Origin of the sequence: Bacillus sp. ISL-39, from assembly GCF_018613295.1 — a bacterium.
Classification (GTDB): Bacteria; Bacillota; Bacilli; order Bacillales; family Cytobacillaceae; genus Mesobacillus.
In genome coordinates this window covers 1-13,974 of sequence record NZ_JAGGQM010000007.1, presented here as the reverse complement: position 1 = coordinate 13,974, position 13,974 = coordinate 1, and the positions used below count along the sequence as shown (strand labels likewise).

Annotated in this window: 17 protein-coding genes and 2 rRNA genes; 9 read left to right on the top strand and 10 right to left on the bottom strand. The window is 40.5% G+C overall.

What is annotated here, in order from left to right; translation table 11 throughout:
- Positions 1-186 precede the first annotated feature (186 nt).
- On the bottom strand, positions 187-897 hold the full coding sequence (locus J7E37_RS07955) for a DUF2161 domain-containing phosphodiesterase (protein ID WP_215023449.1): 711 nt from the start codon (positions 895-897) through the stop codon (positions 187-189).
- Between the two features lie 126 nt (positions 898-1,023).
- Here J7E37_RS07955 and J7E37_RS07950 point away from each other — a divergent pair, with 126 nt between their 5' ends.
- Positions 1,024-1,329: a hypothetical protein gene (locus J7E37_RS07950; RefSeq protein WP_215023447.1), complete on the top strand. Its 306-nt coding sequence runs from the start codon at positions 1,024-1,026 to the stop codon at positions 1,327-1,329.
- A 32-nt stretch (positions 1,330-1,361) separates the two neighbouring features.
- On the opposite strand, the gene J7E37_RS07945 is transcribed toward J7E37_RS07950, so the two are convergent.
- From J7E37_RS07945 to J7E37_RS07935, 3 genes are all read right to left on the bottom strand, one after another.
- Entirely contained in the window at positions 1,362-1,814 is a 453-nt protein-coding gene (locus J7E37_RS07945; RefSeq protein ID WP_215023445.1) for an SRPBCC family protein, read from the bottom strand.
- 213 nt (positions 1,815-2,027) lie between these two features.
- Positions 2,028-2,879: an MBL fold metallo-hydrolase gene (locus J7E37_RS07940; protein WP_215023443.1), complete on the bottom strand. Its 852-nt coding sequence runs from the start codon at positions 2,877-2,879 to the stop codon at positions 2,028-2,030.
- Positions 2,880-2,888: 9 nt separating this feature from the next.
- Positions 2,889-3,854: an alpha/beta hydrolase gene (locus J7E37_RS07935; protein ID WP_215023441.1), complete on the bottom strand. Its 966-nt coding sequence runs from the start codon at positions 3,852-3,854 to the stop codon at positions 2,889-2,891.
- A 165-nt stretch (positions 3,855-4,019) separates the two neighbouring features.
- Here J7E37_RS07935 and J7E37_RS07930 point away from each other — a divergent pair, with 165 nt between their 5' ends.
- From J7E37_RS07930 to J7E37_RS07915, 4 genes are all read left to right on the top strand, one after another.
- On the top strand, positions 4,020-4,328 hold the full coding sequence (locus J7E37_RS07930) for a hypothetical protein (RefSeq protein ID WP_214778762.1): 309 nt from the start codon (positions 4,020-4,022) through the stop codon (positions 4,326-4,328).
- Positions 4,329-4,630: 302 nt separating this feature from the next.
- Positions 4,631-5,221, top strand: a complete 591-nt coding sequence (locus J7E37_RS07925; RefSeq protein WP_214778760.1) for a biotin transporter BioY — start codon at positions 4,631-4,633, stop codon at positions 5,219-5,221.
- Positions 5,222-5,236: 15 nt separating this feature from the next.
- Positions 5,237-6,229 (top strand): biotin synthase BioB, encoded by a 993-nt coding sequence (gene bioB, locus J7E37_RS07920; RefSeq protein WP_214778757.1) that lies wholly within the window; start codon positions 5,237-5,239, stop codon positions 6,227-6,229.
- A gap of 357 nt (positions 6,230-6,586) precedes the next feature.
- Positions 6,587-6,862, top strand: a complete 276-nt coding sequence (locus tag J7E37_RS07915; RefSeq protein WP_214778756.1) for a YqhV family protein — start codon at positions 6,587-6,589, stop codon at positions 6,860-6,862.
- 26 nt (positions 6,863-6,888) lie between these two features.
- Here the strand turns inward: J7E37_RS07915 and J7E37_RS07910 are convergent, their stop codons facing one another.
- Genes J7E37_RS07910 through J7E37_RS07900 form a run of 3 tightly spaced genes read right to left on the bottom strand, consistent with a single transcriptional unit; the run spans position 6,889 to position 9,437 of the window.
- On the bottom strand, positions 6,889-7,647 hold the full coding sequence (locus tag J7E37_RS07910; RefSeq protein WP_214778753.1) for an ATP-binding cassette domain-containing protein: 759 nt from the start codon (positions 7,645-7,647) through the stop codon (positions 6,889-6,891).
- 20 nt (positions 7,648-7,667) lie between these two features.
- Complete coding sequence (locus J7E37_RS07905) at positions 7,668-8,432, bottom strand: ABC transporter permease subunit (RefSeq protein ID WP_214778752.1); 765 nt, start codon at positions 8,430-8,432, stop codon at positions 7,668-7,670.
- Positions 8,433-8,456: 24 nt separating this feature from the next.
- Positions 8,457-9,437 (bottom strand): sulfonate ABC transporter substrate-binding protein, encoded by a 981-nt coding sequence (locus J7E37_RS07900; protein WP_214778751.1) that lies wholly within the window; start codon positions 9,435-9,437, stop codon positions 8,457-8,459.
- 151 nt (positions 9,438-9,588) lie between these two features.
- On the opposite strand from J7E37_RS07900, the gene J7E37_RS07895 reads away from it, so the two are divergent.
- Together J7E37_RS07895 and J7E37_RS07890 are read left to right on the top strand one after the other, a co-directional pair.
- A complete protein-coding gene (locus J7E37_RS07895) occupies positions 9,589-10,089 on the top strand; it encodes a DUF3231 family protein (protein ID WP_214778748.1) in 501 nt (166 codons plus the stop codon).
- 56 nt (positions 10,090-10,145) lie between these two features.
- Positions 10,146-11,363 carry an MFS transporter gene (locus J7E37_RS07890; RefSeq protein ID WP_214779325.1) on the top strand — a complete coding sequence of 406 codons (1,218 nt, stop codon included), beginning with the start codon at positions 10,146-10,148 and terminating at the stop codon, positions 11,361-11,363.
- Position 11,364: 1 nt separating this feature from the next.
- On the opposite strand, the gene J7E37_RS07885 is transcribed toward J7E37_RS07890, so the two are convergent.
- Positions 11,365-11,949: a YitT family protein gene (locus J7E37_RS07885; protein ID WP_251040844.1), complete on the bottom strand. Its 585-nt coding sequence runs from the start codon at positions 11,947-11,949 to the stop codon at positions 11,365-11,367.
- A 151-nt stretch (positions 11,950-12,100) separates the two neighbouring features.
- On the opposite strand from J7E37_RS07885, the gene J7E37_RS07880 reads away from it, so the two are divergent.
- Together J7E37_RS07880 and J7E37_RS07875 are read left to right on the top strand one after the other, a co-directional pair.
- Positions 12,101-13,012 (top strand): YIEGIA family protein, encoded by a 912-nt coding sequence (locus J7E37_RS07880; RefSeq protein WP_214778744.1) that lies wholly within the window; start codon positions 12,101-12,103, stop codon positions 13,010-13,012.
- A gap of 1 nt (position 13,013) precedes the next feature.
- Positions 13,014-13,223, top strand: a complete 210-nt coding sequence (locus J7E37_RS07875; protein WP_214778742.1) for a capping complex subunit for YIEGIA — start codon at positions 13,014-13,016, stop codon at positions 13,221-13,223.
- Positions 13,224-13,495: 272 nt separating this feature from the next.
- Here the strand turns inward: J7E37_RS07875 and rrf are convergent.
- Both rrf and J7E37_RS07865 read right to left on the bottom strand, forming a co-directional pair.
- Positions 13,496-13,611 (bottom strand): 5S ribosomal RNA (gene rrf / locus J7E37_RS07870).
- 200 nt (positions 13,612-13,811) lie between these two features.
- Positions 13,812-13,974: ribosomal RNA gene (locus tag J7E37_RS07865) — 23S ribosomal RNA — on the bottom strand; the annotation flags it as partial.

The following is a 13,974-nucleotide window of genomic DNA, read 5'->3' as shown; positions in this document are numbered from 1 at the left end:
CCTATTTATTGGCGAAAATCAAAATATATTGGCGAACTGGAAATTTTAAGCCCTTTTTCCCAATTAACATTAAATTTTGATAAGGTCAAAAAACAGCTTAAAAAGTGACTTTAATTTACAGTTTCATTTAATGTTGATGGCAACATGATTCTTTCCAGCATCTTGGTGCTTCATTTGCACTCAAAATCAATCTTCCGTTTTCAACCCACCTAAATAATAAGCTACGAGCTCAGGATAGTCTTCAAGATCGGACTTTCCTTGCTCTGTGATGACATAAATACCTCTCTGCACCCGTTCGAACCATTTGTAATAGTTATTTTGAAGAATCAAGGGCGTTTTATCCCCTGTCCCGAGAGCAACGAGCGCTTTCGGAGACATTTGTCCGAGTTTTTCTAGGTAACAGGCGATTTGGATACAATTTTCTTTGTAGGCAGTCATGATCTTGGTTTTGTTGCTGCCGCCGATATTGTAGTCAGCGCTTCTTCCCTCTATTTCCTTAATCAAGGCAGCTTTCTTCCTGGTGTTCTTGCTTGTCATGCGCTTATATGGTTCCGGGTGGACCTTGAACTCAATCTTCTTGCGATTACCAGCTAACGATACTATAATCAGGCCCAGCTCTAGCCTTCTTACTAACTGGATAATATCATTCCAGCGTTTCCTTGATATGCGCTTTGGTTTCGGTATCGCGATATAAACGAGATCAGTCAGGCGCTGTCTCCTCGTTGCCTGAAGCAAAAGGTCGATATTCAGGTTCAGTTTTAATTCGACGATTATGAGTTCCTCATCCTTAACAGCCGTTAAATCGCAATCGTGTACCTCACCATTAACACGATAGCCTTGTTTTATAAAATGCTTTCGGATCGGCTCATATAAATCGGCTTCGTATAGTTTCGTCATGTGTCAAACCCTTCTGTCATTTCTCCGATTTTCCTATCATTATAGCAAACTTTTTCAATGAATTAAGTCATTTAGACAAGCCAGCTACATATAATGTTTACGGATTATGCAGTGGAGGATAAACAAATGAGGGTATTATTGCTGTTTTTATTGACTATTCTTCTTGGATTGATGGTTTTCCTGAAGTTTGAAATGGACGAAGCGCAACAAATTTCCAATGAGGTTGAAACCCAGTATTTTACTGAAGAATACACGATCAATAAGGTTGACAGTTCTGGATATTATGGAGAAAGCACGGATGGTAAAAGGATTTATTTTAAAAAAGAAAAATTGACAGCATACCAAATAATAAAGAATGGAGATGCTGTTATTGTGTATTTTGACAAAAGCGGACGGATTGATGGACCGGTGGAAATCAAGAAATTAGACTAGGGAGCCAGCTCTTTGCGGGCTCCCTGCAATTTTCACCGAATTGCTTTTCTTTGCTCAAGTTTCTCGGCGATTGCTTCGGTAAGCTCCTGGCCGCTTTTCGGGAGTGATTTCTTCATTACAGCATTCATGACTGGTGCAAGGGCACCTTCTGCTGTCATTTGTAGATAACCAGTCATCTTTGTCCGGTTTTGGCCCAGGCTTTCTGCGCTAAAATAACCATTTCCAGTCAGGTTTTCATTAATTCCCTTCAATTCAAAGGTCACTCTAGTTGGTTCAATCCACTCCTTGATGGTAACCTGTAAACTGATTTTCTTTTTCAATACACCGACCGTTTCCTTAAAGGTCCAGTTAGACTGCTTTTCATTCAGTTTCTCATGACTAATATACCCAGGCAATAAAGGTGCCCAGTTGTCCATGTCTTTCACGAAATCCCAGACCTGTTTGATCGGCACATCAATAATGATGTCGTGCTTTCCTTCTGGCATGCTCTCTCCTCCTTTGATGAATATCCTTTAAGAGATATATGTTTTTCAAATGAATTTATACTTTGTCCTTTCTTTTAGTAACATGCTAAAAGTATCACTTATAGATTATTGCAATTTTCATAAAGTTTTAAGCCAACTGGAATTAATCACTACAGAACACTATTCGTATTCCCTAGTAAAATAAAAACACACCTTATAAGGCGTGTTTCATCTCTACTCAAATCCATTGGCGAAGTATTCAATTGTTTCAAGTTCTTCCTCTGTAAGGTCTCTGTTAACCTTTTCTCTATAGTCCTCAATCATCAATTTAGAATCTCCACTATGCTTTTCAGTCAAATCAGCGATAGATTTTAGGAGTTTCGCTTCCTGATTGAATTCCTCTTTAGAAATTATCCCTGAATGTGAGAGAATATAGGTGTCAGCATCAAAGATCTCAATTTTACTGAGCAAGTCTCTAATTCCATTGATCGTATAGTTATCTTTAACCGAAAAGATATCAGGATAAATGCTGTCGGCCAGGAACAGAATCTTTTCCTCTCTGATATAAATGACGACCGAATCTTCAGCATGGTCACCACCTACGTGCTTGATGATACACGTAATACCGCCTAGATCAATTTCGATTTCATCTTCAAAAGTCAATTCAGGTAAAGCGATTGTAATGTCCCGCTTATCTGGAAACTCTTGTTTTATCGCTTTTGCGCAAAATTCGATTTCTGTTCCTTCTGCTACCCTTTGATCGATTGCATCGTTTGACCATGATAAAGGGCGCAGCTTTTCAATTTCCTCCCTCGTTTTCCTAGAAGAGATGGATAGAGTATTTCCAAGCGCAGACAGGCCGAATATATGGTCCCAATGCCAGTGTGTCAAAACTACATAAGAGGGCACAGCTACACCCTGCTCTTTAACCATATCCTTGAAAAGAGTGGCGTGCGCTTCTGAGTTTCCGGCGTCAATCATCAGTGTTTTTTCTTTGCCTGCAACGATACCGAGGATCGGCCTGTCTGTCTCAGAAACAGGTGTCATATACCAAAAGCGCTCGCCTATTCTTTCGATTTTTTGCATTAAATTCACCTATTTTCCTATGGCTTTCGTCCAGAAGGCCTTTAATTTTTCTTGATACTCCTGCTCAGCAATTGTATATGCCTCCGTATGACCGGCTCCTGGGACAATCCAAATCTCTTTATCACTGTTTGCTTTTTCAAAAATACGTTTTCCCATTTCAGTTGGGACTAATGCGTCCTTGTCCCCGTGGATAATGAGTAATGGAAGTTTATTTTTCGCGACACTGTCAATAGCCGAGGCTTCAGCAAAGGTGTAGCCTGCCCGTATATTCGTGATTACACTGGTAACCTGCATAACCGGGAATGCAGGAAGATTATACATGTATTTCAATTGGTGGCTTAGTTCTTCGAGCACCGTCGTATAGCCACTGTCAGCAATAATTCCCTTAACCTCCTCCGGCAGTTCTTCCCCGCTCGCCATCAGGACAGTCGCAGCTCCCATGGAAAATCCATGAAGGAAAATTTCATCAACCCCAGCTTCTTCAGATAAGAATTTTGACCACCGCACATAATCCTTGCGATCATGCCAGCCATAACCTATATAGTCCCCTTCGCTAAGGCCGTGCCCCCTGGCATCAGGCTTAAGAATATCATACCCCTGCTCATAATAAAACTTCGTGATTCCTGGCATTTGTTCACTGTTCCCTTTATAACCATGAGCAAGAATCACAGCTTTCCCAGAGGGCTGTTCATTTTTTAAAAACCGTGCCTTCAGCCTTAGTCCGTCTTCTGATTTTATTTCGACCACTTCGAATTTTTGTTTCTTTGTCCAGGCTGTAATTTCCTCAAGCTTCTTCTGCTCCTCTTTTTCACTTAACAGTGTGGCTGCCGTGACACTTTCCCCGCCACCATGGAGTTCCACAGATTCCTGGCTCCGGTTTATGGCGACATTATAAAAGTAATTCCCAGCAGCAGTAAGTCCGATGAAAATTGCCAGGATGATCCCGGTAGCAATCCATATGATCCTTTTCTTCACAATTAAAAGTCCCCTTTATTCAATTTAGATGCAAAAACATCTTTGTATTAAAAATATTTTACCAGAAAGATAGTTTAAAAAGACGAGCCATGGAAAAAAAGTAAAAGTTAGTCTGTATTATATCTTGGGTATAAGTAAATAAAACCGATTAGGAGGCTGTTCGAAATGGAAATTGAGAAAAAACATATCATTAAATCATACAAAAACGAAAAAGAAGCTATAGATTCAATCGAGAAAATAAAGGAAGAAAAAGATAATCCTGTCAACAGTTCCATTTCAGGCTATAATGTCGAAAAGAAGTCAACCAAGGAATATCCAACGAATGCCTTTAGTCCAGGCGAGCTGGATATGGGGGAACCTGCTTTTGAAGATTACAAGGATGACCCATCAGAAAATCCTGCATTAGAAACCGATAAAAGCAAGGATATAGATCGTCCATTGCCTGAACGGGCAATGAATAATCGCGTTAGATGATACAAAGTGCACGGATTATCCCCGTGCACCTTGTTTTTTTTTCATGATCCGCTGCTAATCGTTTAGAAATTGATTGATTTGACCGTTTGAGATCCGTCTTCTGTTTAAAAATCGATAAAAACTTTCCTCTGTGCAAGCTGCCATCACAAAATCTACTAGTTTGAATTCTCCCTTATTCCATATATATACCTAGATTCTTTGTTTTTTGCAGAATATTTGTTAACTTAATTATTTTTAAGTTGACATAAAATATTCAAAAAGTTTATCCTGAATTTATATTACAGAAAAGGAGAGCAAATTACATGAAGTTTAAAGCACTTGATTTAACTCTAGCATCCATGTTCGTCGGTCTTATGGCTATCGGGGCGAACATAACATCGTTTGTGCCATTTATGGTGGTTGGCGGGGTGCCGATTACACTCCAAACCTTTTTTGCCATTCTGGCAGGCATCATCCTTGGCAGCCGGCTGGGGGCAATTTCAATGACCGTATACGCACTTGTAGGATTAGTGGGTGTACCGGTGTTTGCCAAATTTGGCGCCGGCATGTCTACTTTGATCAGTCCAACATTCGGATTTATCCTTTCATTCATTTTCACAGCATATGTTGCAGGCAAGATTGTTGAGAAGAACCGCACTCTTTCTGCTTTTGTCATCGCTTCATTAATTGGGCTTGTCATTAATTATGTTTTCGGTACAAATTGGATGTATTTTGCCTATAAATTCTGGGCAGCAGCACCAGAGGGCTTTACGTATAAAATGGCCTGGTTATGGATGGTTGTCCCTCTTCCAAAAGACATCATCCTTGCTGTATTCGCCGGCATGATGGGTCACAGACTAGAGAAATCTGTTTTATCCAAAGGCAGCTTCAAACACTTAAGAAAAGCAGCTTAAAGGGAGGATAGATCAATGGGATACTGGAAGGAGTTAGCCATGGGCGTACTCGATGGGAACGAGTTGTCTGATGCGGAGGCTTTAAGTATACTTGATTGTCCAGACCAAGAAATGCTTGAATTGCTTCAGGCTGCATACACGATTCGCCATCACTATTATGGAAATCGGGTAAAGCTAAATATGATTATCAATACCAAATCGGGAATGTGTCCGGAGAATTGCGGTTACTGTGCGCAATCCAGCGTCTCCGATGCCCCTATCCAAAAGTATCGAATGATGGATAAGGACACAATCCTAAAGGGTGCAGAACAAGCGTTCAATCTGAATGCTGGCACATATTGCATTGTTGCCAGCGGCAGAGGACCAAGTGAAAAGGAAATTGAAACTGTTACTTCGGCAGTTGAGGAAATTAAAGCAAAATATGGCCTTAAGGTTTGCGCCTGTCTTGGCATACTTAAACCTTCACAAGCAGAAAGACTCAAGTCTGCCGGTGTTGACCGTTATAACCATAATCTCAATACTTCCTCTAACCATCACGATGCCATCACGACATCGCATACATACGAAGATCGGGTAAATACTGTAGAGCTTGTTAAAAGTTCCGGGATTTCACCATGCTCCGGAGTGATTATAGGAATGAAGGAAACAAAGCACGATGTGGTCGACATGGCCAGAAGCCTGAAGGCACTTAACGCAGATTCAATTCCAGTCAATTTCCTCCACGCGATTGACGGAACCCCTCTTGAAGGAACCGATGAATTGAATCCTCGATATTGCCTAAAAGTCCTTTGTCTGATGCGTTTTATTAATCCTACAAAAGAAATCAGAATTTCCGGAGGCAGAGAAGTTAATTTGCGAAGCCTCCAGCCTATGGGCCTCTACCCTGCCAACTCAATCTTTGTTGGAGATTACCTGACAACAGCAGGGCAAGAAACGACAGCTGATCATAAAATGCTTGAGGATTTGGGATTTGAAATTGAATTTACAAAAGAAGAAATCACAACATAAATAGAAAGCATAACAGTCTGTTAGGCTGTTATGCTTTCTCTCATTTTACTATGTTTATAAATGTGTCATTTAAAAAGGCTCTTTTCTCAAACTTTGTTGCTATTGACTACAAAATAGGATTGTATTACCTAAGTTTCTTTACAAAATTAACGCTTATTATGAGAAAAGAGCATGCAAACTTAGTACCGACATACAAAATGACTTTACATCACGTTAAAATCGGCTTTAGGATTTTAACAAAAATCTTTACGAAAACAGCCTTTAAAAAAATTTTGCATGTACACCCTTTACCTGTCCTCTGTCATAAACATGGTGCATATAATTAGAAGGGGTCAAAAGCTTTTTAAGGAGGATACTATGTTCCATTTATTTGAAAAAGCAGTTTTAGGCATGGCTTTTTTGAGGTTTTTTTCAGGAAGCTTTGAGATTTTGGTGGCTGCTATAATTTTAAAATACAATGATGTGGAAAAGGCTTTGATCGTCAATAGCACACTCGCATTTGTCGGTCCGGTTATCCTCATTGCTACAACTACTATCGGTTTGGTTGGGCTTGCTGAAAAAATTTCTTTTCAAAAAATCATTTTGATTTTCTGTGGACTCGCCTGTATCTTATATGGGGTAAAAAGTAACTAACATCCCCATCATAGTTATAATTTTTTCTATTTAATGATTAGCCGGAGATTCTTCTCATTAGGGTCAATAATCCTAGATAAAATTTCATCAACATAATTAGTGAAGACCTGCTGGGTTCTCTGCCTAGGCCTTGGAAGGTTAATGGTTTTACTGAGTACAATCTTTCCATCTTCAATAAGAATAACACGATCAGCAAGTGCCACTGCCTCTTCAACATCGTGAGTGACAAGAATGGACGTAATTTTTTCTTTCTCCCAAATCGATTCAATTAATTCCTGCATCTCTAACCTTGTGAGCGCATCAAGCGCACCTAATGGTTCATCGAGCAGCAAAATCTCTGGCTTATGCACCAGCCCTCTGGCCAAGGCGACTCGCTGCTTTTGCCCACCCGATAGTTTTGATGGCCAATCCTTCATCCTTCCTTCTAATCCTACATCCTTCAAGGCTTCCATTGCATCATGCTCCCATTTCCCTTTTAAGCCTATGCCAACATTCTCCAACACTTTCTTCCAGGGCAGCAAACGGCCATCCTGGAACATAATCCTGGCATGTGCATTTAAACCATCAAGTTTTTTATCCTTGATATATATAGCGCCTTCATCATATTTCTCAAGACCAGCAATCAGCCGAAGGAGTGTACTCTTGCCGCACCCACTCTTCCCCACAATTGCTATAAACTCACCGTGATTCACTTTTAAGCTGATCCCGTCCAGTACAACCGTGTTATCAAAGCTCTTCTTCAAATTATTCAAGTGTATATGCTGCTCTTTTCCTCCACTTTTCATCACCCAATCCTCCTAAGGGATTATGTCTTCCACTTAAGCCATTTACCTTCCATATAACGAGCGATCATATCGGATAACTTCCCAAATAAAGCATAAATCAGGATACTCAGTACTATGACATCCATTTGCATAAATTCTCTTGCATTCATGGCCATATAACCAATTCCTGAATGAGCAGAAATCGTTTCAGCCACGATGAGAGTCAGCCACATTACACCAAGTGAAAAACGAATGCCTACTAAAATAGAAGATAACGCACCCGGAAAGATTACGGTTAGAAATAATTTTACGCCCTTTAACCCATATGCCTTGCCCATTTCAATCAAATCACTATCGACATTTTTGATTCCGTGATACGTGTTAATATAAACCGGGAACAAAACACCGAGTGCAACTAGAAAAATCTTGGATGTTTCATCAATGCCAAACCATAAAATTACTAAGGGAATCAACGCCAAATGAGGAATATTCCTTAGCATCTGAATGGATGTATCAAGTAATAGATCGGATAGTCGAAAGATACCGTTTATGATCCCCAGGAAAAAACCAAGAAGACCTCCAATCAAGAAACCAAGCATAGCCCTTCCTAGACTGATCGTAATATGTTCCGTCAACTCTCCTGTCCCTATCAATACAATTGCTGCTGTGAACACATCAGTGGGTGCGGGTAAAATTCTCTCTGAGATGATTCCTTTCCATGAAAGCAGCTGCCATAACACCAATAATAAAATGGGTATAGCCCACGGAATCATCTGGCGAATACCTGCTATAAATCGGGCTTTCATAAAACCTCTCCTTCCCTATATAGCTCAGTCCAATAAGGCGTCCTTAACAACAATTTCTTTCGGGATAATTTTTAGCTGGTAAAAGGTGTCAGCTTTTTCCTGCTGCTCTTTCATGATTTCATCGGATAATGGATCCACTCCGTATTCTCTTCTTTTTACTGCCATTTCGATTGAATTTTCATCGATTTTCAGCAGAGGTGCAAGCATTGATACTAATTCTTCATGATGGGAGTTAGCCCATTCTGAAGACTCCTGAACCTGGTCCACTATCGTATTAAGTATTTCTTTATTCGATTTAGCATAATTGGCATTTGCGATAAAAAAGTCACGATCAGAAGTCAACCCCTCACCATTTACAAGCATTCTTGCTTCTGAATTTAATTCTGTGTCTGAAGCGAAAGGATCCCAGACAACCCATGCGTCTATGTTTCCTTGTTCGAAGGCGACCCTGGCATCACCTGGCTGAAGGTAAGCTGGAGTGATGTCACCATATTCCAAACCTGCCTTTTCTAATGCTTTCACAAGAAGATAGTGGGAGCTTGAACCTTTAGCAAAACCAATTTTCTTTCCCTTTAAATCATTTAACGATTGAATGGTTGACTCTTTGGGTACGAGTATGCCGCTGCCCTTAAATTTGGAATAACCTGCTGCAACATAGACAATTGGAGAATCAGCTGCTTGGGCAAATATTGGCGGGGAATCTCCTGTTCTTCCAAAATCAACACTTCCTGCATTCAATGCCTCCAACAATGCTGGACCTGCCTGAAATTCCTTCCATTCAACCTTTACACCCTTTTTCTCAAGTTGCTTTTCAAGTGTTCCCAACGATTTTAAAATCACAAGCGGACAATTTTTTTGATAACCAATCCGGACTATTTTGTCAGAAGATGAAGCTTCCGCATCCTGTTTCCTTTCACTATATTGATTACATCCAGAAAGGACAATGCTGAACAGCAGAACAAAGCCTGCAATCATCTTTTTGATATATGCTGAATTACACTTCATCCTCTTACACCTCTTAATCATTTGATAACAACTGTTTTAGCCTATGTCACAGACAAAAACTAGGTTCCTGTCTATAGCAAAGAAAAAAGAACATAAAAATTTTAAAAGCAGGAAAACTAATTACATTGAAAAAAAGCTGGAGGGAGTTTTTATGGGAATCTTTACTGGTAAACCCGAGAATGAACCACTTCATTCGGGAGAGGTATTCAATTTGTGGGCCCATCTTTATGCTGCAAAAGGATATCTTGTAACTCTTCAAATTATGATTAATCACACTGGGGACCATGATTTAAAGGTTTTTTTGGAGGATCTTCTGGAGAATTGCTATAAGCAGGAGGAGCAGCAAACAGAAGCAATTTTAAAGCAAAACGGAATTCGTTTGCCGCCAGCTCCCCCCGCAAGGCCTGATGTTCAAGTAGAGGATATACCAGCAGGTGCGCGTTTCAATGATCCTGAAATTGCTTTGCTCGTCCAAAGAGAATTGATGGTCGGTAAAATTCTTTGCAGCTATGTCATGGGTATTTCAATCAGGTCAGACATTGCGGAAATGTTTGGAGAATTTCACGTCCAAAAGACCGAGTATGAGGGGAAATTACTTAAAATCACGAAAGAAAAAGGCTGGCTTGTTCCCCCGCCGATCAATCTTAAATAAACATTGCATTTTAAAAAGAAGGATGTGCAGGATACTTGGCTAAACAGAATAAAGGCATGTTAATTGCTGCAATTGGATCAATCCCGTTAATCATGACGCTGGGTAATTCGATGCTGATTCCCATCCTTCCCAAAATGAAATCAGAACTGGGACTGACACAGCTGCAGGTAAGCCTGACAATTACTGTATTTTCAGTTGCTGCTGCAATATTCATTCCCATATTTGGGTACCTGTCTGACCGTTTTTCGAGAAAAGCCATCATACTTCCTGCCCTAATTTTATATGGAATTGGTGGACTGCTTGCTGGTTTCGGTGCCAGTACTTTATCAAATCATTATATATGGATTCTTATTGGCAGGACATTACAGGGAATCGGGGCAGCAGGTACAGCACCTATAGCGATGGCCCTTACCGGGGATTTATTTAAAGGCGGAGAACAAAGCCGGGTTTTAGGGATTGTAGAAGCATCAAACGGCCTGGGTAAGGTACTATCCCCCATTATTGGTTCACTGCTTGCCATCATAGCCTGGTATGCGGTTTTTTACGCCTTTCCAGCTATATGTCTGATTTCTATAATACTGACTTGGATATTCATAAAAGAGAAGAGGAACCGTCAAGTCCCTCCCCCTTTTGAAAAGTATTCACGAGGTCTTTTGCATGTCTTTAAAAAGGAGGGCAGATGGCTCTTTACAACATACCTTGCTGGTGCCACTTGTTTATTTACCCTTTTTGGGATTTTGTTTTACCTTTCAGATGTTTTAGAGTCCAAATATGGAATAAATGGAGTAAAAAAAGGGCTAATCCTTGCAATTCCTTTGCTAGTACAAGGAGGCACTGCCTACATAACAGGGTCTAAGATCGGCAAGAACATGCTGATGATGAAACGGCTGATAGTTCTTGGGTTTTTGCTGATGACTCTCTCCTACGTTTTCCTGACCATGGTTGAGAAAATTGTTCCATTCCTTTTCGTCCTTATCTTTAGCAGTATCGGTACGGGATTGGTTCTTCCCTGCATAAACAGCTTAATCACTGGGTCTGTTGGGAAAGAAATGAGAGGATTTGTCACTTCCTTATATGGATCAGTCCGCTTTATAGGAGTGGCTGTCGGGCCGCCAATTTTTACCAGGCTAATGGATTGGTCGCGTACAGGAATGTTTTTGTCAATCGCAACTCTCACTTTCATCGTAGGACTGCTTGCCATTCTGACGATTCATGTAAAAAGGTCTGACGGAAAAAAAGAGAAAAATTCTGCTTTCCGCTATAACTATGTATAAACTACTTTTTCCTCCAACCCAAAGTATAAGCCTGGTTATAGTTATAATAATAAACAATATCGACCATTTTAGTGGAAATCCATTGACTGATTAACGCCTGGACGATGAGTTCCAAACTGATGATAAAACCAGTCATTACAAAGATACAGCAATTAATCCAAAATAAAGCGGATCCTGGAAGTGAGTTCCTTCTCTTGGCGATAATAAGCGCGATGACCCCAACACCGCCATTTGAGACTCCTTCCTTAAGCAATAGACCAATGCCAGTTCCTAAAAAGATGGAACCCATAACAAGATCAATCCATTCATTGCGGACCGCTGGAAAATAATATTGTTCACAGAATGTAATGGTAAATGAGGTCACAGTGATAGCACACATGGTCCATAGAGCGCAACGGTTTCCCAGATATTTTGCTGCGACAACAAGCATAGAGAAATTTACAATCCAAAGAGCCAATCCCATGTCTATACCGAGAAAGTAATTCAAAAGCACTGCGATCCCACCTGCTCCCCCGGACGGGATTGCATGTGGAAATAAAAAAAGTCCCATTCCTATGCCTTGAATGGTACCTCCTGCTATAACCATTACGTTTTTTCGGAGAAAAGCTATCATAAATGCATCCCAACTTTTTCAAAAAATATGGATAGGCTTTCTCTCATTTTTATTCACCTTGTCCAGTGTATATGTTCAAAATATTTCATTCACAAATGCTAAAATCATTCATCGGGGTGTCTTTATGAAAGCAGACGTTATTTCAACTGAACATATTGTCATGATTGCAGTAGCTATCACGACTGGGACACTCGCACGCATTCTTACTGTTAAAGAGGATTTCAGACAATACCCCAGTTATCCAAATGGTTATATGACTAATTTAGTGACTGGATTCATAGCCTCAGCTCTAGGTGCAGTAGCGATTCCCGCACTAATGACTAAGAATTTTATCGCAGTTACCTTTTTAACTCTGGCCATTCAGCAATTCAGGGATGTAAGAAAAGCAGAAAGAGAAAGCTTAAAAGATCTTGAGAATACAGAGTATACAAGTCGAGGCGACGCATATATAGATGGTATCGCAAAAACCTTTGAAGCTCGTAACTACTTTGCTCTTATCGTATCATTCTGTACAGCTCTGGCAATACAAGCAGTCAATAGCCAATCAATCCCGATTAGGATAGCAGCAGGAGTAATTAGCGGAGTAATAGTCCTCTTCATTCTCAAAAGGTTTTCTAAAGGTAAAACAATTGGAGACATAGCGTCGGTTGAACAAGGTTCTATATCAATAAAAGAAACTGATTTATATGTAGATGATATTTTTGTAACTAATTTTCTTGGCTCCGAAAATGCATCAAGTTTATTTGAAAGTGAGGGAATTGCAGCAGTACTCACACCGAATGAAGACCGTTTTCGTATCACTTTAGACCATAGGGGACAACAACAAGCAGCCTTATTTGAAGCAACACGGACATTAGGCTTAAAACGATACCATTTCACTAGAAAAGACTTTGATAATGGCAAGGTCATCATAACCTTTGTTCCAATACTAAAGGATTCTGACCGGTTACTCGAAGCCATTAAAAAAACCCCCCTGCTTGAGAGCACCAAAAAAAATAAAGATGTACTAAGAACAAATTTCGTTGGGAGGAATTAATTTGGCTGAGACCAGCGGAGGCTTCCCTAAATTTGATGTATTAGCCATCATTACACTTTCAAAAGACCGAGTAATGGGAGGAAAGCAGCTAACTTTACTCGCTGAGAGTGAAGAAGAACAAAAAGCGATGTCACAAGAGATTGCAACAACTTTAAAAGGAGATATTGTAAGGTTGAAATTTGGTGACCATTTGGTTGTGCGGAGACTATAAAAGTTGCTTTTCTGACAGGAGTTAGCCTTCTCTTCTGAGAACATTCTATCGCAACCATGACTACACACAACAAAGAACAGTGCTCTCTGCTGTTCATTACACATCACCGGCGGGTCTGTGCGTCAGTTTCAGTCACTCAGTGCCCGCGTATATCATACGATGCGGTCCTCCTTGCTAACCTTTCTACTTAGACATTTATTCGGCTTAATCCTATATCCCACTCGGACATTTACACAAAAAAAAGAACAGCCATTACAGCTGTTCTTTCGTGTGCCCGGCGGCGTCCTACTCTCACAGGGGGAAACCCCCAACTACCATCGGCGCTGAGAAGCTTAACTTCCGTGTTCGGTATGGGAACGGGTGTGACCTTCTCGCCATCGCCACCAGACTATTTGATTTGAGGTTTTGTACCCTCAAAACTAGATAATGTTGTAAGAAGAAAACAAGAAGAACGAGTAATCAATTGTCCAGTTTCGGCTCCTAGCCTCTCGAGATTGCTTCGGTCCATCCGCTGAAGTCAAAGAACGACTTCAACTGCTGGCCCTCCAGCACTTGTCGAGGCTGTACAGTCGCCTACACTTTTCGTTTTTGGTTAAGTCCTCGAACGATTAGTATCAGTCAGCTCCACACGTCACCGCGCTTCCACCTCTGACCTATCAACCTGATCATCTTTCAGGGTTCTTACTAGCTTGCGCTATGGGAAATCTCATCTTGAGGGGGGCTTCATGCTTAGATGCTTTCAGCACTTATC